At 30.6% G+C, this 20,997-nt stretch carries 17 protein-coding genes; 5 read left to right on the forward strand and 12 right to left on the reverse strand.

What is annotated here, in order from left to right:
- Positions 1–38: 38 nt before the first annotated feature.
- Positions 39–875, forward strand: coding sequence for a hypothetical protein (locus tag FHS04_RS02385; RefSeq protein ID WP_106677662.1), 837 nt, complete (start codon positions 39–41; stop codon positions 873–875).
- Here FHS04_RS02385 and FHS04_RS02390 read toward each other — a convergent pair.
- Positions 867–3,761: an FAD-binding and (Fe-S)-binding domain-containing protein gene (locus FHS04_RS02390; protein ID WP_106677659.1), complete on the reverse strand. Its 2,895-nt coding sequence runs from the start codon at positions 3,759–3,761 to the stop codon at positions 867–869. The two genes, FHS04_RS02385 and FHS04_RS02390, sit on opposite strands and share 9 nt — an antisense overlap.
- Positions 3,762–3,894: 133 nt before the next feature.
- Here FHS04_RS02390 and FHS04_RS02395 point away from each other — a divergent pair, with 133 nt between their 5' ends.
- Complete coding sequence (locus FHS04_RS02395) at positions 3,895–4,383, forward strand: hypothetical protein (RefSeq protein ID WP_027879039.1); 489 nt, start codon at positions 3,895–3,897, stop codon at positions 4,381–4,383.
- Positions 4,384–4,433: 50 nt separating this feature from the next.
- Here the strand turns inward: FHS04_RS02395 and bshA are convergent, their stop codons facing one another.
- The 9 genes from bshA to FHS04_RS02440 all read right to left on the reverse strand — a co-directional run bounded on the left by bshA (position 4,434) and on the right by FHS04_RS02440 (position 15,264).
- Positions 4,434–5,570, reverse strand: a complete 1,137-nt coding sequence (bshA, locus tag FHS04_RS02400; RefSeq protein ID WP_106677655.1) for an N-acetyl-alpha-D-glucosaminyl L-malate synthase BshA — start codon at positions 5,568–5,570, stop codon at positions 4,434–4,436.
- A 90-nt stretch (positions 5,571–5,660) separates the two neighbouring features.
- A complete protein-coding gene (locus FHS04_RS02405; RefSeq protein ID WP_106677651.1) occupies positions 5,661–8,621 on the reverse strand; it encodes a glycoside hydrolase family 3 N-terminal domain-containing protein in 2,961 nt (986 codons plus the stop codon).
- A gap of 114 nt (positions 8,622–8,735) precedes the next feature.
- Entirely contained in the window at positions 8,736–9,959 is a 1,224-nt protein-coding gene (gene serB / locus FHS04_RS02410; protein WP_106677647.1) for a phosphoserine phosphatase SerB, read from the reverse strand.
- Positions 9,960–9,970: 11 nt separating this feature from the next.
- The gene (locus tag FHS04_RS02415; RefSeq protein ID WP_106677645.1) at positions 9,971–10,453 is read right to left on the reverse strand and encodes an ABC transporter ATPase; all 483 of its coding nucleotides are present in this window, start codon (positions 10,451–10,453) and stop codon (positions 9,971–9,973) included.
- A gap of 219 nt (positions 10,454–10,672) precedes the next feature.
- Entirely contained in the window at positions 10,673–11,461 is a 789-nt protein-coding gene (locus FHS04_RS02420) for a (Fe-S)-binding protein (protein ID WP_106677643.1), read from the reverse strand.
- Between the two features lie 12 nt (positions 11,462–11,473).
- Entirely contained in the window at positions 11,474–11,794 is a 321-nt protein-coding gene (locus FHS04_RS02425) for a hypothetical protein (RefSeq protein WP_106677641.1), read from the reverse strand.
- 17 nt (positions 11,795–11,811) lie between these two features.
- Positions 11,812–13,125 (reverse strand): (Fe-S)-binding protein, encoded by a 1,314-nt coding sequence (locus tag FHS04_RS02430; RefSeq protein WP_106677639.1) that lies wholly within the window; start codon positions 13,123–13,125, stop codon positions 11,812–11,814.
- A 21-nt stretch (positions 13,126–13,146) separates the two neighbouring features.
- Entirely contained in the window at positions 13,147–14,103 is a 957-nt protein-coding gene (locus tag FHS04_RS02435) for an MlaD family protein (protein ID WP_106677637.1), read from the reverse strand.
- Between the two features lie 51 nt (positions 14,104–14,154).
- Positions 14,155–15,264, reverse strand: a complete 1,110-nt coding sequence (locus tag FHS04_RS02440) for an N-acetylmuramoyl-L-alanine amidase family protein (RefSeq protein WP_106677634.1) — start codon at positions 15,262–15,264, stop codon at positions 14,155–14,157.
- A gap of 183 nt (positions 15,265–15,447) precedes the next feature.
- Between FHS04_RS02440 and FHS04_RS02445 the strand changes: the two genes are divergently transcribed.
- The 3 genes from FHS04_RS02445 (at position 15,448) to FHS04_RS02455 (ending at position 19,671) form a co-directional block, all read left to right on the forward strand.
- Complete coding sequence (locus FHS04_RS02445) at positions 15,448–18,132, forward strand: putative LPS assembly protein LptD (RefSeq protein WP_244906267.1); 2,685 nt, start codon at positions 15,448–15,450, stop codon at positions 18,130–18,132.
- 8 nt (positions 18,133–18,140) lie between these two features.
- Positions 18,141–18,521 carry a RidA family protein gene (locus tag FHS04_RS02450; RefSeq protein ID WP_027879051.1) on the forward strand — a complete coding sequence of 127 codons (381 nt, stop codon included), beginning with the start codon at positions 18,141–18,143 and terminating at the stop codon, positions 18,519–18,521.
- A gap of 109 nt (positions 18,522–18,630) precedes the next feature.
- On the forward strand, positions 18,631–19,671 hold the full coding sequence (locus FHS04_RS02455) for a GMP reductase (RefSeq protein WP_027879052.1): 1,041 nt from the start codon (positions 18,631–18,633) through the stop codon (positions 19,669–19,671).
- An 18-nt stretch (positions 19,672–19,689) separates the two neighbouring features.
- On the opposite strand, the gene FHS04_RS02460 is transcribed toward FHS04_RS02455, so the two are convergent.
- A complete protein-coding gene (locus FHS04_RS02460; protein ID WP_027879053.1) occupies positions 19,690–20,052 on the reverse strand; it encodes a methylglyoxal synthase in 363 nt (120 codons plus the stop codon).
- A 12-nt stretch (positions 20,053–20,064) separates the two neighbouring features.
- A complete protein-coding gene (locus FHS04_RS02465; protein WP_106677629.1) occupies positions 20,065–20,925 on the reverse strand; it encodes an N-acetylglucosamine kinase in 861 nt (286 codons plus the stop codon).
- Positions 20,926–20,997: the final 72 nt, after the last annotated feature.

Raw genomic sequence — 20,997 nt, forward strand, 5'->3', positions numbered from 1 at the left:
ATAGATTAAGTTTCTTTACTTTGTAAAAAACACACCACATGAAACTTACGCAATCTATTTTACTCTTATTTTTAAGTCTATTTTTATTTAATTGTTCTGATGATAGTGATGATTCAGAAATAAATAATCAAATTCAATTTTCTGGTGAGTTTTTACCACTATCCATTGATAATCAATGGGATTATGATGTAGAAAACACAAATAACAATACAAACGAAACTACAAATAGTCAAGACGTTTTAAAGGTTGAAAGTGAAAATGCCTCAGGATATTCTTTATCAGTTAATGATAATGGCGTAGCTAATGGAACTATGAGTGGCATTTTAACCACTGGAGATTTATCTTTAACAGAAACCACTTTAGTTTCTAACGGAACAATAGGCTTACCTATTGACGGATTTGATTTTAATATTGTTTTAGATAATGCGTTATTATACAATACTGAAGCACCAAATGGCGAACTATTATATACACAGTCAGGTACTTTTACTCAAGATTTTCAAGGTTACCCAATAACTATTAATTATTCTTTGTTTAGCACACAGTTAGAAAACCTAGAAAATATGGAAGTTTTAGGTGTAAATTATGATACTGTAACATCTGCTAATATTTCACTTGAATTATCTGTATCTACAGAAGTATCTGTATTTGGTTTAACACAAACAATAAGTCTTTTAGATACTCAAAATGTCTTATCTGTAGATGCATTTTATGCAAAAGATATAGGATTGATTACCGCTAATGCTAATACTGGTTATTCTTTAAACGAAAATACAGTAACCATTTTACAACAACTAGGTGTAGATTTAAATATGCTACCAACAAACACGTCAATATTAAACACACAAGAATTGACAAGTTACACTTTACAATAAAGCTTCTTTTAATATAGTTACTGGATGATATGCAGTTTTTTGTGTTCCATCTTTTATTTGATGCCTACAACTAGTACCATTAGCACTAATTACAGTAGTTTTATCAGCTTTTCTTATTGCCGGAAATAAAGTTTGCTCGCCTATTTGCATACTTATATCAAAATGTTCTTTTTCGTAGCCAAAACTTCCTGCCATTCCGCAACAACCACTTGGTATGATTGTAACTTTATAATTTTTAGGAAGGTTTAAAACATTAAAACTATGTATTTGATTAGACAATGCTTTTTGATGGCAATGTCCATGAAATTTTATTGTTTTTTCTTCAAGAGTGAATTGATCTGAAGTAATGTTTCCTATAGCGATTTCATTACTAATAAATTCTTCAATTAAAAAGGTATGTTTAGCAATATGTTCTGCAGAAGTTTTATCGTCTACTAACTTAGGATATTCATCTTTAAACGTTAGAATTGCTGAAGGTTCTATACCTATTAACGGTGTGTTTTCAGTAATTAACTTTTTAAAAGTTTCAACATTTTTATCTGCTATTTTTTTTGCTTGATCTAATAATCCTTTGGATAAAAATGAACGACCAGATTCGGTATGATTTACAATTTCAACTTGATAATTTAACGCGTTTAACACTGTTAATGCATCTTGTCCTATTTGACTATCTAATTGGTTGGTAAACTCATCATTAAATAAATATACTTTTTTTATTAAATTATTTTCAATTAATTGATTTTTAGTATTTTGATAATATTTATCTAAACTAACACTTGATAATAAAGGTAAGCTCCTTTTAGACGCAATTCCAAAACTTTTTTTAATTAATGAAGCTGAAATTTTATTAGAAAACATAAAATTAGTTACAACTTTAAAACGTCTTCCAAATACATTTAATTGATTATTGTAAGCAAACAATTTAGTGCGCCAACTAATTCCATTCTCTTTTTGATATTGATATAAAAACTCGGCTTTTAAACTAGCAACATCAACACTGCTTGGGCATTCGCTAGCACAAGCTTTACAGCTTAGACACAAATCAAAAACATCTTTTAATTCTTTATGATTGAATTTGTTTTCTTTATCCGAAGTCGTTAAAAACTCGCGTAAAGCATTAGCACGTGCTCTTGTGGTATCCTTTTCGTTTTTTGTTGCTCTATAACTTGGACACATTGTACCGCCAAATTCTGGCAATTTTCTACAATCTCCTGATCCGTTACATTTTTCAGCTTCGCGTAAAATCCCTAAAGATTTAGAAAAATCAAGTTTAGTTTCAATACTAGGTTCTACTCTATCGGGTTGATAGCGTAAGTTTTTATCCATTGGTAATGCATCTACAATTTTACCAGGATTAAAAATATTATCAGGATCAAAAGTGTACTTTATTTGCTTTAGTGTTTGGTAATTTTTACTACCTATCATTAACTCGATAAACTCTGCACGCACAATACCATCACCATGTTCGCCACTAAAAGATCCATTATACTTTTTTACTAATTTGGCAACATCGGTTGTAATTTGCCTAAATAATTTAACATCTTCAGATTGCTTTAAATCTAAAATTGGACGTAAATGAAGCTCGCCAGCACCAGCATGCGCATAATACACTGCATTCTGGTTATAATGCTTCATCAAAGCAGTAAAATCATTAATGTAATTGGCTAAATCATCAATAGTTACAGCTGTATCTTCAATACATGCAACTGCTTTTTTATCTCCAACAATATTACCCAACAAACCTAATCCAGCACTTCTTAAGTTATTAGCTTTATCAATATCGTCTTCTATTAAAATAGGATTAGCGTAGCTTAAATTATATTTTTCAATATCAGTAATTAAAGCATTTGCTTTGTTTTTAGCATTGATTAATGTGTTTGCTCTAACTTCACACATTAATATCGCCATAGGATCACCTGTTATAAAATATCTGTTTTCTTGTTGTGTTTTGTTTGCTTTTGTGCAATCCAAAATGGTTTTATCCATCATTTCGCAATTAAACAAATCGTGCTGCATTGCTGGTTTTACTGCATTTAAACAATCTTCAATAGTTTTAAAATGCATGGCTACCATGACGCGATGTTTTGGCGGCAAAGCGTCTAATTGCAAGGTGATTTCGGTGGTAAACGCTAATGTACCTTCGCTTCCTGATAATAATTTAGCGACGTTAATATCTTCTTTTTCTATTAGTTCGTCAATTGCGTAACCAGTGTTTCTTCTATGAATTTCAGGTTTTGGAAAGTTGTTTTTTATTTCGTTTACGGTTTCTTCCGAAGAAATAATTTCATCTAAAACCTTATAAATATTGGCTTCTAAGGTATTATTAGATTTTAATTGCTGAATTTCAGCTTTAGTTTTTGAATTAAAAACAGCTTCACTTCCATCACTTAAAATGGTTTTTAATTGAATGACCTTATCTCTTGTCACTCCATATTTAATAGACGTTGTTCCAGACGAGTTGTTACCAACCATTCCGCCAATCATACAGCGATTAGACGTAGATGTATTTGGACCAAAAAATAATCCAAAGGGTTTTAAATAGTTATTTAATTGATCACGAACAACACCAGGTTGTACTGTTACTGTTTTATTATTTTTATCTAAACTTATTATTTTATTGAAATGCTTTGAAACATCAACTACAATTCCGCTACCAACACATTGCCCTGCAAGTGATGTACCCGCAGTACGAGGTATTAATGATGTTTTGTTGTTTTTAGCAAAATCAATAAGTTTAATTATGTCATTTACTGTTTTTGGATAAGCAACTGCAAGTGGTAAAACCCTATAAACTGAAGCATCTGTAGCGTATAAAGTTTTTAATAGTTGGTCAAAATGAAGAGTTCCTTCTAAGTTTTTTGAAAGTGCTTGAAGCTTAGCGTTCATAAGAGTTAGGATGTTTTTGCTGAAAATCAAATTTAAGACATGTTAACTAATATTAACAACGATTTATGAACGAATTTTAACATTTGAAACGTTTTATAATTAATTTTACGTAAAACCAAAACAATTAAAATTTATGAAAAATCTTATTATTACAACTGTTGCATTACTAGGTTTTGCAACTTTTACATTTGCTCAAGACATTTCTCCAAACGCAATTGGATTACGTTTAGGAGATAGTGATGGTTTTGGGGCAGAAATATCTTATCAAAGAGCTTTAGGAGATAACAATCGTTTAGAAGCTGACTTAGGTTTAAGAAGCGGGAATAACTACGATGGATTTAAATTAGCTGCTTTATACCAATGGGTTTGGAATATTGATGGTGGATTTAACTGGTACGCTGGTGCTGGTGGAGGATTAGGTTCTTATAGTTTTGACAATGATATACCTGGTCTTGATGATGATAGCGAAACATTTCTATTTGTAGCTGGAGATATTGGTATTGAATATAATTTTGATATCCCATTACAATTATCTTTAGATGCTAGACCTGAATTAGGATTTGGAGATTATAGAGATGATTTAGATTTTGACATCGCTTTAGGAATTAGATATAGATTCTAAACTAATTAAAATACAAATAAAAAGCCATCTAGATTAGATGGCTTTTTTTATTAATATACTTTACATTTATTAAGGGTTTCTTGATAAATAGCTTCGTATTTTGGAACGATTTGATGTATATCAAAAGTTTTGGCTTGTGACTTAGCATTTTTCTTAAACTCCTTAAATCTACTTTCATCTTTTAATATATAAATCGCATTTTTACTCATATCTTCAACATCTCCTACTTCACTTAAAAATCCAGAAAAACCTTCTTTATTAACTTCTGGTATTCCGCCTGTATTACTTGAAATTACAGGAACACCTGACGCCATAGCTTCTAAAGCAGAAAGCCCAAAACTTTCGGTTTTACTTGGCAATAAAAACAAATCTGAAAAACATAGTATGCGATCAATCTCGTTACTATTCCCAAAGAAAACTACTTTATCTGCAATACCTAATTCTTCACATAATCGTTCTGCAGGTTCGCGTTCTGGTCCTTCTCCAACCATCATTAATTTGGCTGGCATTTCTTTTTGAATATTATAAAACACATTAATTACATCTGGTATACGTTTAACTTCACGCATATTACTAATGTGGGTTATAATTTTTTCATCTTCTGTTGCCATCATGGCACGTTGACAATCTGTAAAATCATGATTAAACCTAGAAATATCTATAAAGTTAGCAACCACATTTATTTCCTTTTTTATATTAAATAAACGCAGCGTATCTTCTTTTAAACTTTGTGATACTGTTGTAACAGCATCAGATTTGTTAATACTAAATGTTACTGCTGGTTTGTAAAATGGATGATTCCCTACAAGTGTAATATCTGTACCGTGTAAAGTTGTTACTATTGGTACATAAATACCTTCTTCTAACAACATTTTTTGCGCCATATATGCAGCATATGCATGAGGAATTGCGTAATGTACATGCAAAACTTCAATCTTATGAAGCTTTACCATATCTACCAATTTACTTGATAGAGCTAACTCGTATGGTTGATAATGAAATAATGGGTATTCTGGAACATTTACTTCGTGAAAATGCACATTATTACCTAATAACTCTAATCGCACTGGTTGATTATAGGTTATAAAATGAATTTGATGTCCACGCTTGGATAATTCTAAACCTAATTCTGTTGCAACTACACCACTACCGCCAAAGGTTGGATAACATACTATGGCTATTCTCATTTATTTGATTGGTTTTAATTGAAAGGCTTTAACTTTCAAATATTTATAAGTTGGTCAATAATTTTAATTAAAACTTACAAAAGATTATAGTTATTCAATAATTGCTTCATATATAACTTCTTGAATATTTGTTCTTATGTTTTCTCTAAGTAACATGTTTTTTCCCATAGATGTTGGATACGTTCTATTTGCCATAAAAACATACACAATTTCTGTTTCTGGATCTGCCCATGCATAAGTACCTGTAAAGCCAGAATGTCCAAAACTTGTCATACTAACACAACCGCAAGTTGGTCCTACATCTCCTAATTGTGGTTTGTCAAAACCTATACCACGACGGTTATCACTTTCGCAGAAATAACATGTATTAAATTTATCTAATGTTTCACTTTTAAAATAGCGTTTTCCGCCATAAAATCCTTTTTGTAAAAACAACTGCATGATTTTGGCAATATCATTAGCATTACTAAAAATACCTGCGTGACCACCAACACCACCTTGCATTGCTGCGCCCATATCATGTACATATCCTTGCACGGTTTGGAAACGGTAATAATCATCATTTTCTGATGGAACTATATGTTTGTTACTAAATTTTTCAGAAGGATTATATGTTGTGTAATTAGCACCTAATGATTTGTAGAAATGATCTTGAACAAGTTCATCTAAAGGTTTATCGTAGTGCTTTTCTATATATTGTTTTAAAATATAATACGGTAAATCACTGTATCTGTATCTTAATCTTGATAATAGATCTGTGTCTTTAATAATACCATTTATAGAGTCTTTATAATCGTCTCGCATATATAAGTCAGGCATAACCTTAACTGTAAATCCCTTTGTTTTTTCTTTTCTATAATATTTTAAAGACGGTTTTTTTGTAAGTGTATCTAATGTTTTATAATAAAAAGGGATCCAAGGTTTTAACTGTGCATAATGTGATAACATGCGTTTTAAAGTCACGTCTTTTTTATTAGATTTTTTGTATTCTGGTATGATATCGGAAAGTTTTGTATCTAAGCTTACAACACCTTTCTCCTCTAATTCCATTAATAATGGTAATGTAGCTACAATTTTAGTAAGAGAAGCTACATCATAAATATCATTAAACTTTACTTGTTCATCACCTTCATATGTATGTTTACCAAAGTTTTTATTGTAAATTACTTTACCGTGTCTAGCTACAATTAACTGAATACCTGGCGTCATTTTATTAGTTATCGCATAATTGGCTATAGAATCTACTTTTTTTAATATCGCACTAGACATGCCCACTCGCTCTGGTGTAGAATATCCTAATCGATCTAAACTATTTGTTTGAACGCCATCTCCAACGGAAAAATAAGGACCTGCAGAAACAGATAAGTAACCTCTTGCAGGGATAGCACCAAAAATTAACTGAGCTGATTTTTGTTGTGCAATATCACTATTTTGATAGCTAACTATGATACTTTCAAAATTAGAAATCGTTTTTAAATCCATTAACGCATATGGTTTTGCAAAAACATTTAAAACAACATTATTGTTTCTTGCTATTTCATATAACCACGTTAATTCTTTATCAGAAAATTTGTATGACTTCCAAGGATTATCATTTGACTTATGAAAACCAACAATTACAGTATTATAATTTTGAAGTTTACTAATTAAATTATATAAATTATCATCTGAAATTATATGAACATCTGTATATTTTTTTAACTCATTATAAAAAACATCACCAGAATCATCACCTAGTTTTACATAGGCTATTTTCTTAGTTTCTAAGTGTCTAAATGGTAACTGTTTTGTTGAGTCTTTAGCAATGGTAATGGCATTCTCCATTAATTTCTCATACAAAACATCATCTTTAATTCGGTTTAAATCTTCAACTAAATTTTTAGTAGAAATTTGTTTATAGTTATTTAATCCAACTTTGTATTTAGCCATTAATATTTTTTTGACCGAATGCGCTAAACGTTTTTCAGTAATTTTACCAGTTTGATATGCTACAGCAATTTTATTAATACCAGCAGCAACATTTTCTGACATTAACATTACATCATTACCTGCTAAAAAAGCAGCTAAATCAACTTCTCCTGCTGTGTCAAGTTTATTAACTTTATTTCCGTCGATTGAAGGACTTACATATTCTGAAACACCTTTCATAGTTAAGGCATCTGTAAAAATTAATCCTTCAAACTTTAAACGTTCTTTTAAAATATCCTTGATAATTATATTAGATATTGAAGATGGTAAACCTTCTTGACCTGTTAAGCTTGGTACATTTAAGTGTCCTACCATAACACTAGATAGTCCTTCTTTAATCAGTTTTTTATATGGATAAAGCTCTATAGAATCAATTCTTTTTGCTGAAAAATCTATTGTTGGTAAGGTTTTATGTGAATCTGAAGACGTATCTCCATGACCAGGAAAATGTTTTGCATTAGCTAAAACGCCTGCGCTTTGCATACCTTTCATAAAAGCTAAAGCTTTTTCTGTAACATCATCTCTATCTTCTCCAAAAGAACGATTGCCTATAATTGGGTTGTTGGGATTGGTATTAATATCTACAACAGGAGCAAAATTAAAATGGACACCTAAACGTTTGCAATGCTCGCCTAATTGTCTTCCTGTTTGTTCAATTAATTCGTTATTTTTTACAGCGCCAAGTGTCATATTCCAAGGAAAAGAATAGGTTGAATCTAATCGCATACTTAATCCCCATTCTGCATCCATACCAATTAATAATGGTGTAGCTGAAGCAGCTTGCAACTGATTATTTAATTGAGCCTGTCTAACTGGTCCACCTTTACTATAGATAATTCCGCCAATTTTATTGTCTTCGATAAGCTTTAATACATCATCTTTGGATAGTCCATCTCCGTTAGAAAACACTTGAACCATGTATAATTGTCCAATTTTCTCGTTTAATGATAAACTATTATACACACTATCTACCCATTTTTTTTGGGCTTCTTTGTCTTTAGTTAATAAAGGATTATCACTATTTTGAGAAATAGAGAAAATTGAGAATAAACAAAATATAGCTAAGAAAAATAATTTATGCATAAAAATGAGGTGTCTGTTTTTATATATTCAACTAAAAAACTATGCCAAATTAGTATATTTTGTAGGATAAATAAAGGACTTTAAGATTGTTTTATAAAAGCGTTATAAACAAAATTAATCTACTAGATCTATATGCCTATCATGATACCCTAACAAATAGAGCACACCATCTAGACCTACGCTTGAAATAGAACTCTGTGCATTGTTTTTAACTTTAGGTTTTGCATGAAAAGCAATACCTAAACCTGCTAAATTTAGCATTGGTAAATCATTAGCACCATCTCCAACTGCAATGGTTTGATTAATATGGATACCTTCTTTTTTTACTATTTCTTTAAGGTATTCTGCTTTTTTATTACCATCAACTATTTCTCCAAGATATCCTCCTGTTAAGACACCGTTTTTAATTTCTAATTGGTTGGCATACACATAATCAATACCTAATTTTTTTTGTAAATAGTATCCAAAATAAGTAAATCCACCAGATAGTATTGCTGTCTTGAATCCGTAAGTTTTTAAAGTATCTATTAATCGTTTTGCACCTTTAGTTATGGGTAAATTTTCAGCTACATTTTTTAAAACATCTTCACTTAAACCTTCTAACAATTTCATGCGACGTTTAAAACTTTGGTTAAAATCTATTTCGCCTTGCATTGCCGATTCTGTTATAGCCTTTACTTGTGCTCCGACGCCTGCAAGTTCTGCTAACTCATCTATAACTTCAGTTTGAATTAACGTAGAGTCCATATCAAAACATACTAAGCGTCTGTTACGTCGATAAATATTATCTTCTTGAAAAGCAATATCTACATCTAAATCGTGAGAAATTTGCATGAATTTTTCTGTAAACTCAGCTTTATTATCTATTTTTCCTCTAATGGAAAGTTGAATAGATGCACGTGGATAATCGTCTTCTTTAACTAAAGATGTACGACCTGTTAGTCGTTTTATCGCATCAATATTCAGATTTTTATCTGAAATGACTTGAGTAACTTTAGATATTTGTTCTGCTGTTAATTGTTCTCCTAAAATAGTTACAATATATCTGTCTTTACCTTGTAGAGTTACCCAATTTTCATAATTTTCTAAAGATATAGGCGTAAATTTTGCTTTTACACCCAATTCGTAAGCTTTAAAAAGTAAATCTTTTAATACTGCTGAAGACTTATTTCCTGTTTCTATTTCAAAAAGAAAACCTAAAGATAACGTGTCATGTATATTTGCTTGTCCTATATCTAAAATTTTGGCTCCATAATGAGACAAAACGTTAGTTAAACTAGAGGTTAAACCTGGTTTATCTTGTCCAGAAATGTTTAGCAGAAAAATGTCTTTGGTCATGTCGTTTGTGTTTAGAAAAACCTGCTATGCCAGCTTTGTTCTGCAGGAACTTCCCAATTTTCGTTAAGTTCTCCAATATTTGTTACCAAATTATTAAAAACTATGGTGTTTTTTGATACTGCTTTATCTTTTACCATTTTTTTAAAATCAAGTAATGTTTTGTGCGCAACAAATTGACCTTGTTTGTAGGATACATTCATTTTATCCATTAAATCTACATTGTAGTCTTGTTCTAATTGTTGAATAAATCTAACAGAAGCATCTATACTACAACCTGTTGCAGATTGTGATGTTTGGTCTACTGCCAATATGATAAAACGTTTATATCTAATATCATAACCAGCATTAAGATCTGAACCATGAGCTGTCCAATTGGTAATAAATGTATCTAATTTTTGTTTAATTTCAGTCAGTTCTTCTTCAGAAAAACTTCTATTGGCTTGGTATATCCAAACTCTTGAATGTTCTGGTAGCGTATTAAAATCTACTAACATTAATCTAAATTTTTGTTTTTGTTGTTAGGTTTACGTTTTGCCATAAAAATGCCAAAAATCCAAAATAAAAAAAAGCTAATTGTAGTATATAAGCTATTGAACGGCATATCTCTTAAATAGTTAATAAATGTAACTATTAATGTCCCTATAATAGCCATTATAAAACCAGTTATAACTCTTTGTTTTAACGGTGGTTTTTGTTGGTTTTCCAAAGCTTATTTATTCTTGAGTGTTAGCTATTAGTTCTGCAATATCCATAACATCTATTTCTGCTTCTTTTTCTTTGGCTTTAACACCATCTGTCATCATTGTATTACAGAATGGGCATGCAGTAATAATTACTTTTGGATCAGTTTCTAAAGCGTCTTCTGTTCTTAAAACGTTAATATCTTTATCTCCTTTTTCTGGTTCTTTAAACATTTGTGCACCACCAGCACCACAACATAAAGAGTGACGTTGGTTACGTTTCATTTCTTTAAAATCTACACCTAATGTTTGAATTAAATCTCTAGGAGCTTCAAATACTTCGTTAGCACGACCTAGATAGCATGGATCATGAAATGTAACTTTTTTTCCTTTAAATTCTGACTCTTTAACTTTTAGTTTTCCTTGAGAAATTAATTGTGACAAAAATTCGGTATGATGAAATACTTCATAATTACCACCTAATCCAGGATATTCATTTTTTATGGTATTATAGTCATGAGGATCTGTTGTTATAATTTTTTTCACCTCATACATATTCATTACCTCAATGTTAGTTACAGCTTGCATCTGAAATAAAAACTCGTTACCAGCTCTTTTTGCAGCATCGCCAGAGTCTGACTCTTCTGTTCCTAAAACAGCAAAATCTACATTAGCTTTATTTAATAATTTTACAAATGCTTTGGTTATTTTTTTTGCTCTATCATCAAAAGCACCTGCAGAACCTACCCAAAATAAATATTCTGGTTTTTTACCTTCTGCCATCATTTGTTCCATTGTTGGCACATTTAATTGCTCGCTCATACTATTAGGAGTTTATTTGTTTAAAGCTTTAAAGTCTTCTTTTGAAAGCCTTATGTATATTGATAATATTTTTATTCCGTTTTCTTTACGGTTTTTAGGATCGTTTTGTTCAAGTTCTGATAATTTAATCGCTTGTAATCCTAATTGTTTTTTCTGTTCTTCTGAACAATAATCACAAAGTACTTTTTTTAATTTTATATCTTCTACTTTACTTTTATGATACTTTATAGATGTGATTATTTTAAATTGTAATGAGTCTTTAGTATAATCTTGTGCTTTGGTTTGGTTTAAACCAAAGATGAATATGATTACTATTAAAACTCTATATTTCAATTTTTAAAAATTTTAGTCTACTCGTCTTTCCATTTTAAACGATCCATTTGGTTGTATGGCCAAGGTGCACCGTTATTTTCTATATTAGTCATCATATTATTTAATTCCATTGGTGCCGCACTTTGCTCCATAACTAAATATTGACGCATTTGCATAATAATATTTAATGGATCTATACTAACTGGACAAGCCTCTACACAAGCGTTACAGCTGGTACATGCCCAAAGCTCTTCATTTGTAATATAATCGCCTAATAATTGTTTACCGTCGTCTACAAATTTACCGCCGTTTGCATCAATGTTTTTACCAACTTCTTCTAAACGATCTCTGGTATCCATCATGATTTTACGTGGTGATAATTTTTTACCAGTTAGGTTTGCAGGACACTCGCTAGTACAACGACCACATTCAGTACAGGTATAAGCATTTAATAAATTTAACCAACTTAAATCTTGCACATCGCTTGCTCCAAATTTTTCTGGTTCTGCAGCGTTATCATCTTCTGCTGGCGCAGCAAATGGATCTGCATTTGGATCCATCATTAACTGTACTTCTTTGGTTACTGTTGGGTTATTAGGAAACTGTCCTTTTGGCGTTAATTTACCGTAATACGTATTTGGAAACGCTAATAAAATATGTAAATGCTTAGAGAAGTATAAATAGTTTAAGAATACTAATATACCTACAATATGTAACCACCAAGCAGCTCTTTCTATAATGTGTAATGTTTCTTCTGATAATCCAGAAAATAAAGGTGAAATAAATTGACTAATTACATTACCTGAATCTAAGGATTGAAATGTTGTATCTGTTGCATTCATAACCAAAAACAAGGTCATTAATACCATTTCAAAATAAAGGATATAATTACCGTCATTTTTAGGCCAACCTTTCATTTCGGCGCTTAAAAAACGTTTTAATTTAATAACGTTACGTCTTAACCAAAATACAACAACTGTAACAAATACTAATGCTGCAAGGATTTCAAAACTACCTATTAAAAATCCGTAAACAGATGTTGGTAATACTTTTAATCCTATTCTATGCGTCCCGAAAAGTCCATCAAGAATAATTTCTAAAACTTCAATATTTATAATAACAAAGCCTACGTAAACAATTATGTGTAACAATCCTGCTATAGGTCTTTTTACCATTTTACTTTGGCCTAAAGCAATATAAGCCATGTTTTTCCAACGTTGTGGTTTATTATCTGAAACGTCTAAATCTTTACCTAGCTTAATGTTTCTTGATAATTTTTTTACGTTTTTTACAAAGTAGCCAATGCCTAAAATAAGGACAATTGCAAATAGAATATTAGGAATATATTCCATAGTTAGTCAATTTAAATTTAGTTAGTTATTGTCTTTAATCTCATTACCTTCAGCATCATAACGTTTTGGTTTTTTCCCAAATAATGAAAAATGCACATAACGTTTTGGGTTTAACTTCATGTCTTGCAGAAGTTGTTCCATTTGCAATGCTGCGCCTTCAAGATTATTATATAATTTATCGTCTTTTAAAAGTTTTCCTAAAGAGCCTTCTCCGTTTTCTACATTTGCTAAAATACCATTAACACTGTTTAATGTATTCTCTAATTTTTCAATACTATTACTTATTTGAGCTTCTTTTAACTCTTTTGATAATGTAGTTAAATCCTGACTTACGGTTTTAAAATTTTCTAAAACTTGAGCGATATTTTCATCATTCTTCTTAACAACTCCGTTAATTGAATAAGATAGGCTTTTAAATGATTGTAAAGTTGAATTTAACTCTGCAATTGTATTTTTTAATCCGTTTTCTGATGTATCTGTAACTAAACCATTTAGGTTAATTAATAATGTATCTGCAGATTTTAATGTTGAATTTAGGTCTGTACTAAGTTCAGAAAAGTTTCCTGTTAGTTTATCTACTAATCCTTGCTCTACTTCAGACTTTAAAAAGTCACCATCCTTAGCATAATCATTATCATTAGCAGCAATTAAAGCTAAAGCATTACCGTCCATAATACCTGGCTTGTAAAGTCTTATAATACTATTTTTTGAAAACTTTATTTCTTCATCAACAGTAAAAGACACTCTTGTTTTACCAGTGTTTATATCGTAAACAATATCTTTTACCTTACCAACTCTATTTCCTTTAATAGTTACAGAAGAAGATTTTGAAAGCGCATTGTATTCAAATTCGGTATAATATACATCGTCATTTTCTAAAATATTATTTCCTTTTAAGTAGTTATAACCGAATATAAACAGGAAAATACCTGTAAGAACAATTATAGAGGTTTTGACTTCTTTTGTAATTTTTATCATATTAGAACTTGGTTATGTAACAAAATTAGAAATAAAATTATTAATGGACTGCTATTTTTTTTCTGTTTTTAAAGCTTCAGAAACTTTTATCTGTTTACCATCTTTAAATGCAGTAATAAATGCTGTATTATAACCTTTGTTTTTTGCTTGAATTTGAAGCTTTTGTATTTGATTATAGTCTGATGTGTAACCATAATAATATTTGTAAAGCTTACCTACTTTTTGTCTAGAAATATCTTTTAAACCTTTAAAGTTATACGGTTTTGGGTCTAAAGCTTTACTACTTGCAGCCAATTGCACCTTAAAAACAACATTTGTAATGGTATTTTCTGTTGTTGGTATCGTATCTGCAATAGGTTTTTCTATATGGTTACCTACATTAAAATCTAAATCTTTTTTATAATCTTTAATTGCATTAGCAATTGCTGTAGATAACTCTGATTGACCTTTTTTAGAGTTAAGGTATTTACCTTCGTGCGTGTTGGTTACAAAACCTGTTTCTATCAATACACTTGGCATAACTGTTTGATGCAAAACAATAAAACCAGCTTGTTTTACACCTCTATTTTTTCGCTTTAGTTTGTTAGTAAAATTACCTTGAATATTGGTTGCCAACTTAATACTTTGATCTAAATACTCTTCTTGCATAAAGGACAAACCGATAAAAGATTCTGGTGAGTTTGGATTAAAACCAGCGTAATTTTCTTCATGATTTTCTTCTAAAAAGATAACTTCGTTTTCTGCTTTAGCAACCTCAAAATTGGTTTTATTTCTATGCAACCCTAAAACATAGGTTTCTGAGCCATAAGCTTGACTAGTATGAGCATTACAGTGTACAGAGACAAACAAATCTGCATTAGCATCATTTGCTATTTTACCTCTTTTAAACAAATCTACAAATACATCTGTTTTTCTAGTATAAACTACTTTTATATCATGTTCTTTTTCTAAAATCTGACCAATTCCTAATACAACTTTTAAAGCTATATCTTTTTCTTTTAGTCCAGATTTAGCGTGTTTACCAGGATCTTTACCACCATGACCAGCATCTAAGACTACTATAAATTTATCTTTATCTACTTGGGCAAAAACATTATTTAATGTAAAAAATGTTAATACTATAATAAAAGATACGAAATGTTTTAAAGTGTTCGTTTGCATAGATATTATAACCTTTTTTTTATAGGTTTATTATGGAATATAAATTTTAACGAAATATAAATATTTCAATAAAAAATATATGTAGTTTTGTCAATTCAAAAACCAAGCCATACTTTTACAAAAATACATTTAAAAGCATTGCATACACAACGTCTTAACATACTTTTTACTCTGAGTTTTACAATGTTTATTAACATTGTTTGCTTTGCACAAAAAGATTTGCCTAAGGAAGGAACAAAAATTCCGCCTGTAGAAAACACAGAAGAATTACCTGAAGAAGAAGTTAATGATAGTCTAACCATTGATGCAGAAAGCTTTTTAGCAAGTAATAAAGAAATAGACTCTACTAAAAACGATACAATTAAGCCTAAAGCTCAACTTTTATCAAGTACTGTAACTTATAAGGCTACAGATTACATGGCTTACAAGAAAAAAGAATCTAAAATGTATCTTTATAATGAAGCTGAAGTCTATTATGAAGATATGGAGATTAAAGCTGGTAGTATTATCTTAGATTTTGATAAAGATCTAGTATATGCTTATGGTATAAAGGATACACTAGGTAATTATACTCAAAGACCAAGCTTTAAACAAGGTCAAAACTTAATAGAACCAGATTCTATTATTTTTAACACAGTGACAAAAAAAGGGTTAATATATAACTCTCAAACAGAACAAAACGGAGGTACTTTAATTACTGAAACCACTAAAAAAATTAATGATTCTGTGTATTATGTGAGAAATGCAAAATTTACTACTGCAGAAGATTTAGACGATCCAGAATATTATTTTTTAATCAGTAAAGGTAAAATTGTACCAAACTCAAAAGTAATAACAGGTCCAACACAAATGCATATTTATGATGTCCCTACTCCTGTTTGGATACCTTTTGCTTTTTTTCCATTAACTAAAACACGCACATCTGGAGTAATATTTCCTAGTTTCGGAGAAGATGGTACACGTGGTTACTTTTTACAAAACGGTGGTTATTATTTTGCTATTAGTGATTATGTAGACTTAGCTACAATCGGAGATTATTACACCAATGGTAGTTACGGGTTAAGACTAGAAAGTAAATATGCCAAACGTTATAAGTTTAATGGTAACGTAGGTTTTAGATATGAAAATTTAATTACTAGCGAGCGTGGCTTTCCTGATTATGCAAAAACTACTATTTATAACATACGTTGGTCTCATAATCAAGATAGTAAAGCCAACCCTAACTCACGTTTTTCTGCGTCTGTAAACCTTGGTAGTAGTAATTATTATCAACAATCTGTAAATCAAGTAAACTTACCTAACACTCAAAACAATACACTAGCTTCGTCTATCTCTTATTCTAAAACATTTCAAGGAGAGCCACAAGCAAATATTAGTTTAACAGCTACTCACTCTCAAAACACACAAACAGGACTTGTAAATATGACACTACCAACGTTTCAAGGTAGTATAAGTCGTATATTTCCTTTTGCACCAAAAACTGGAGTTAAAAAAGGAATTATTCAAAACATTAACTTACAATATAATGTTAGAGCAGAAAACAGAATAAGTACAGAAGAAGAATTTTTCTTTAAAAGTGAAATGTTTGATGATGCGCAAGTTGGCGCAAGGCATTCTATACCAATTTCTACAAACTTTAAAGTGTTTGACTATTTTAGTGTAAGTGCTAATGCTAATTATGAAGAAGTATGGACATTAAATCCAATTAGAAAATATTATGATCCTGTGCTAGATGATATCGTTACAGAAGAACTAAACAAATTTGATTCTTTTAGAACCTATAATTTTAGCACAAGTGTTGGTACAACCATTTATGGTATGTTTGACTTTGACAAAAAAGGAGAAGGCAAAAGATTACAAAAAATAAGACACGTTATTAGACCATCTATTAGTTATAATATTAATCCAGCTTTTGATAATTATTATGACACCGTAGAAGTTATTGACGCAGATGGAACAACAAGGTCAGAATATACTCGTTTTGAAAACAGTCTTTTTGGTAGTCCAAACAATACCTTTTCTAGTTCTATAGGTATTGGTATAGCAAATAACTTTGAAGCAAAAGTAAGAGACAGAGACACCACAAAAGTAGAACCAAAAAAAATCACACTATTAAATAACCTTAATTTTTCTACATCATATAATGTTGCAGGAGACTCTTTAAATTGGAGTCCTGTAAGAGTTACCGGTGGTATGCAAATTTTAAACAATAAAATGAACATTAACTTTGGTGCTACATTAGACCCATATGCATTAGATGCTAACAACAGAAGAATAAACACTTTTAATATAGATAATGGTGGAAGTTTATTTAGAATGACCAGCGCTAACCTTACTTTAAACTACAGTTTAAGTAGTGATGGTATAAGTAATTCTACTAACGAAAGTCAAAGCTCTATTAACGAAAGGTTACAAGGTGGTGGACGTGCAGATGACTTATTTGGTGTATCTGAAGATTTTGCAGATCAACAATTTAATAGAGATGGTGTCGATAAAGAAGAAGAGGAAGAAGAAGAATCCGAACTCTACAATTATAAAATACCATGGAGCTTAAGACTTGCCTATGCTGTTAACTACTCTAATGCAGCAAGACAAAATGAAATATCCTCACATTCATTAATGTTCTCTGGTGATATAGAAATTTCACCAAAATGGTCCATTGGCGGATCATCAAGTTATGATTTTAAAAACAAAGGATTTGGTTTAACTCAATTAAGATTTCAACGTGATTTATTAAGTTGGAGAATGAACTTTAGTTGGGTACCTTTTGGTACTTATAACCGTTGGAATTTTTTCATAGGAATAAAATCAAGCTTACTTAAAGATTTAAAATACGAACAACGTCGTAGACCAGACGAACAATTATAATATTAATTATGAAAAAAATCATAACAACAACAAAAGCACCAGCTCCGATAGGACCATATAACCAAGCGGTTTTAAACGGAAATACTTTATACACATCAGGTCAAATTGCTTTTAATCCTGAAACTAATGAGCTTGTTTTAGATGATATTAAAACAGAAACTAAACAAGTCATGGAAAATCTAAAAGCAGTGTTAGAAGCTGCAGAAATGACTTTTGAAAATGTCATAAAAACTTCAATATTTATTAGTGATATGAATAACTTTTCTTTAATTAACGAAGTCTACGGAAGTTATTTTAATGAAGACACAGCTCCAGCAAGAGAAACCGTAGAAGTAGCAAACTTACCAAAATTTGTAAATGTAGAAATTAGTATGATTGCTTCAAAATAAGCTATAACTATAAACAATTGTTAATAAAACAGCCTTATCTTTTTAAAAAAAGATAAGGCTTCTTTTTTAATTACTTGTATTTTTGATAGTAACCCAAACATTACTATCAATGCGTATTGAATTAGATATTAAATTAGGTTTTAAAGATGTAATGATAAGACCTAAAAGATCTACATTAAAAAGTAGATCGCAAGTAGACTTAGAAAGAGAGTTTAAATTTTTACACAGTAACCATACCTGGAAAGGTATACCTATTATGGCAGCTAATATGGATACTGTTGGTACGTTTGAAATGGCTTCTGCCCTATCTAAACACAAACTATTTACTGCAATACATAAGCATTATTCTTTAGAGCAATGGAATCAATTTCTATCTACTTCAGGCAACGACATTAGTAATTATATAGCAGTAAGTACAGGAACAGGAAAAAATGACATTGAAAAGCTAAATTCAATTTTTAATGCTCATCCTGACTTAAAGTTTATTTGCATAGATGTTGCTAATGGATATTCAGAGCATTTTGTTGATTTTGTAAAGAAAACAAGAGATAATTTTCCTGATAAGATTATTATGGCAGGAAATGTTGTAACCGGAGAAATGGTTGAAGAGTTATTAATATCAGGAGCAGATATAGTAAAAGTAGGTATTGGACCAGGTAGTGTTTGCACAACACGTGTTAAAACAGCTGTTGGTTACCCGCAATTATCTGCAATTATCGAATGTGCTGATGCAGCTCATGGGTTAGGTGGACAAATAATTAGTGATGGTGGTTGTACTATTCCTGGAGATTTATCTAAAGCTTTTGGAGCAGGAGCTGATTTTGTAATGCTTGGCGGTATGTTTGCTGGTCATACAGAAAGTGGCGGTACTACTATAGAAAAAGACGGAAAAAAGTATAAGCAATTTTACGGTATGAGCTCTGCAACAGCAATGAATAAACATGTAGGCGGCGTAGCAGATTATAGAGCTAGCGAAGGTAAAACGGTAGAAGTTGCTTTTAAAGGTGATGTAGAAAACACCTTGCAAGATATTTTAGGAGGCATAAGAAGTACATGTACTTATGTTGGTGCTGCAAAACTAAAAGAGCTAACAAAAAGAACTACTTTTATTCGTGTTGCAGAACAAGAAAATCAAGTTTATAACTCATAAAAAAAGCACTTTATTAAGTTAAAGTGCTTTCATTAAAAGATCTGCTGTAGCGGGATTTGTAGCTAATGGTACATCATGTACATCGCATAATCGCATTAGCATTAAAACGTCTGGTTCGTGTGGATGTTTTTCTAAAGGATCTCTAAAAAACAATACCATATTACATTTTCCTTCTGCTACTCTTGCTGCAATTTGTGCATCTCCTCCTAAAGGTCCTGATAAAAGTCTAGTAACATCAAATCCTGCTTTTTTTACTTTTTTACCAGTTGTACCTGTAGAAATTAATGTTATATTTTTATTTAGTAATAAGTCTTTGTGCTGGTTTAAAAACTGAACCATTTCTGCTTTTTTACCATCGTGTGCTATAATTGCTATTTCCATAGGTCTTTGGTATTAAGAAGCATTAGTATGAAAGCTAACTAAACCTTCAATAGGTCTTCTTTCAAAATTTCCTACTGTAAAGTTTAGCTCTTTAGCAACTTCTTTAATTTCTTCTTGACAGAAAAAAGCTATTGAACCTGCAAAATGTACAGGAACAGTTTTTAATTCTTCTTCATACTGCAAAATCATGTTTTTAGCAAAACGTCTTATACCTTTTTTTATTAATTCTTTTACGTAATCAGAATCTTTATTAAGTATCATAAACTCTGCAAAACTTGCTAAATACGCGTTAGGATTTGGCTGTTTATATAAATTATATTTAATATAATCTGCATCTAAATTATACTTGTCTCCAAAAGCTACTTTTATTTCTTCTGGCATGTGGTTAAAGTAATAATCACGTATTAATTCTTTACCATAATAGTTACCAGAAGCATCATCCATTAATGTATAACCTAAAGATTTTACACGTTGGTGTAGTTTTTTTCCATCATAATAACTACAGTTTGATCCTGTACCCATTATACAGACTACTGCAGCTTCGGTTGGCTCGTTTACTGTTGCAAATACGGCAGCCATAGTATCTTCTTCTACAGAAATTTCTGCATTAGGAAAAAACTCGTGAAGCACTAATTTTAGTACTAATTTTGGGTTTTCTGTACCACAACCAGCTCCATAAAAATAGATGTTAGTTACTTCTTTTCTATGTTTTTTTAAGGCTTCACTTTTTTTAAGGACTTTTTTAATTTTCTTTTCTGAAAGAAGCGCAGGATTTAATCCTTTTGTACGGATTTTTTCTAACAACTGATTTCCTTGGTTATCTACCGCTTTCCAGTCGCATTTTGTAGATCCGCTATCAACAATTAAAATCATAAAATTAGTTTTAACAAAAAAGCGTAGCACTTTTTTATAAATATACTACGCTTTTGTTTAATTGAATAATTA

Origin of the sequence: Mesoflavibacter zeaxanthinifaciens subsp. sabulilitoris (assembly GCF_014191595.1) — a bacterium.
In the GTDB taxonomy this organism is placed as follows: Bacteria; Bacteroidota; Bacteroidia; order Flavobacteriales; family Flavobacteriaceae; genus Mesoflavibacter; species Mesoflavibacter zeaxanthinifaciens.

Excerpts from the sequence above, each read along its gene's own strand:
- FHS04_RS02385 (WP_106677662.1), top strand. The coding sequence starts at position 39 with ATGAAACTTACGCAATCTATTTTACTCTTATTTTTAAGTCTATTTTTA.
- FHS04_RS02390 (WP_106677659.1), bottom strand. The coding sequence starts at position 3,761 with ATGAACGCTAAGCTTCAAGCACTTTCAAAAAACTTAGAAGGAACTCTT.
- FHS04_RS02395 (WP_027879039.1), top strand. The coding sequence starts at position 3,895 with ATGAAAAATCTTATTATTACAACTGTTGCATTACTAGGTTTTGCAACT.
- bshA (WP_106677655.1), bottom strand. The coding sequence starts at position 5,570 with ATGAGAATAGCCATAGTATGTTATCCAACCTTTGGCGGTAGTGGTGTA.
- FHS04_RS02405 (WP_106677651.1), bottom strand. The coding sequence starts at position 8,621 with ATGCATAAATTATTTTTCTTAGCTATATTTTGTTTATTCTCAATTTTC.
- serB (WP_106677647.1), bottom strand. The coding sequence starts at position 9,959 with ATGACCAAAGACATTTTTCTGCTAAACATTTCTGGACAAGATAAACCA.
- FHS04_RS02415 (WP_106677645.1), bottom strand. The coding sequence starts at position 10,453 with ATGTTAGTAGATTTTAATACGCTACCAGAACATTCAAGAGTTTGGATA.
- FHS04_RS02420 (WP_106677643.1), bottom strand. The coding sequence starts at position 11,461 with ATGAGCGAGCAATTAAATGTGCCAACAATGGAACAAATGATGGCAGAA.
- FHS04_RS02430 (WP_106677639.1), bottom strand. The coding sequence starts at position 13,125 with ATGGAATATATTCCTAATATTCTATTTGCAATTGTCCTTATTTTAGGC.
- FHS04_RS02435 (WP_106677637.1), bottom strand. The coding sequence starts at position 14,103 with ATGATAAAAATTACAAAAGAAGTCAAAACCTCTATAATTGTTCTTACA.
- FHS04_RS02440 (WP_106677634.1), bottom strand. The coding sequence starts at position 15,264 with ATGCAAACGAACACTTTAAAACATTTCGTATCTTTTATTATAGTATTA.
- FHS04_RS02445 (WP_244906267.1), top strand. The coding sequence starts at position 15,448 with ATGTTTATTAACATTGTTTGCTTTGCACAAAAAGATTTGCCTAAGGAA.
- FHS04_RS02450 (WP_027879051.1), top strand. The coding sequence starts at position 18,141 with ATGAAAAAAATCATAACAACAACAAAAGCACCAGCTCCGATAGGACCA.
- FHS04_RS02455 (WP_027879052.1), top strand. The coding sequence starts at position 18,631 with ATGCGTATTGAATTAGATATTAAATTAGGTTTTAAAGATGTAATGATA.
- FHS04_RS02460 (WP_027879053.1), bottom strand. The coding sequence starts at position 20,052 with ATGGAAATAGCAATTATAGCACACGATGGTAAAAAAGCAGAAATGGTT.
- FHS04_RS02465 (WP_106677629.1), bottom strand. The coding sequence starts at position 20,925 with ATGATTTTAATTGTTGATAGCGGATCTACAAAATGCGACTGGAAAGCG.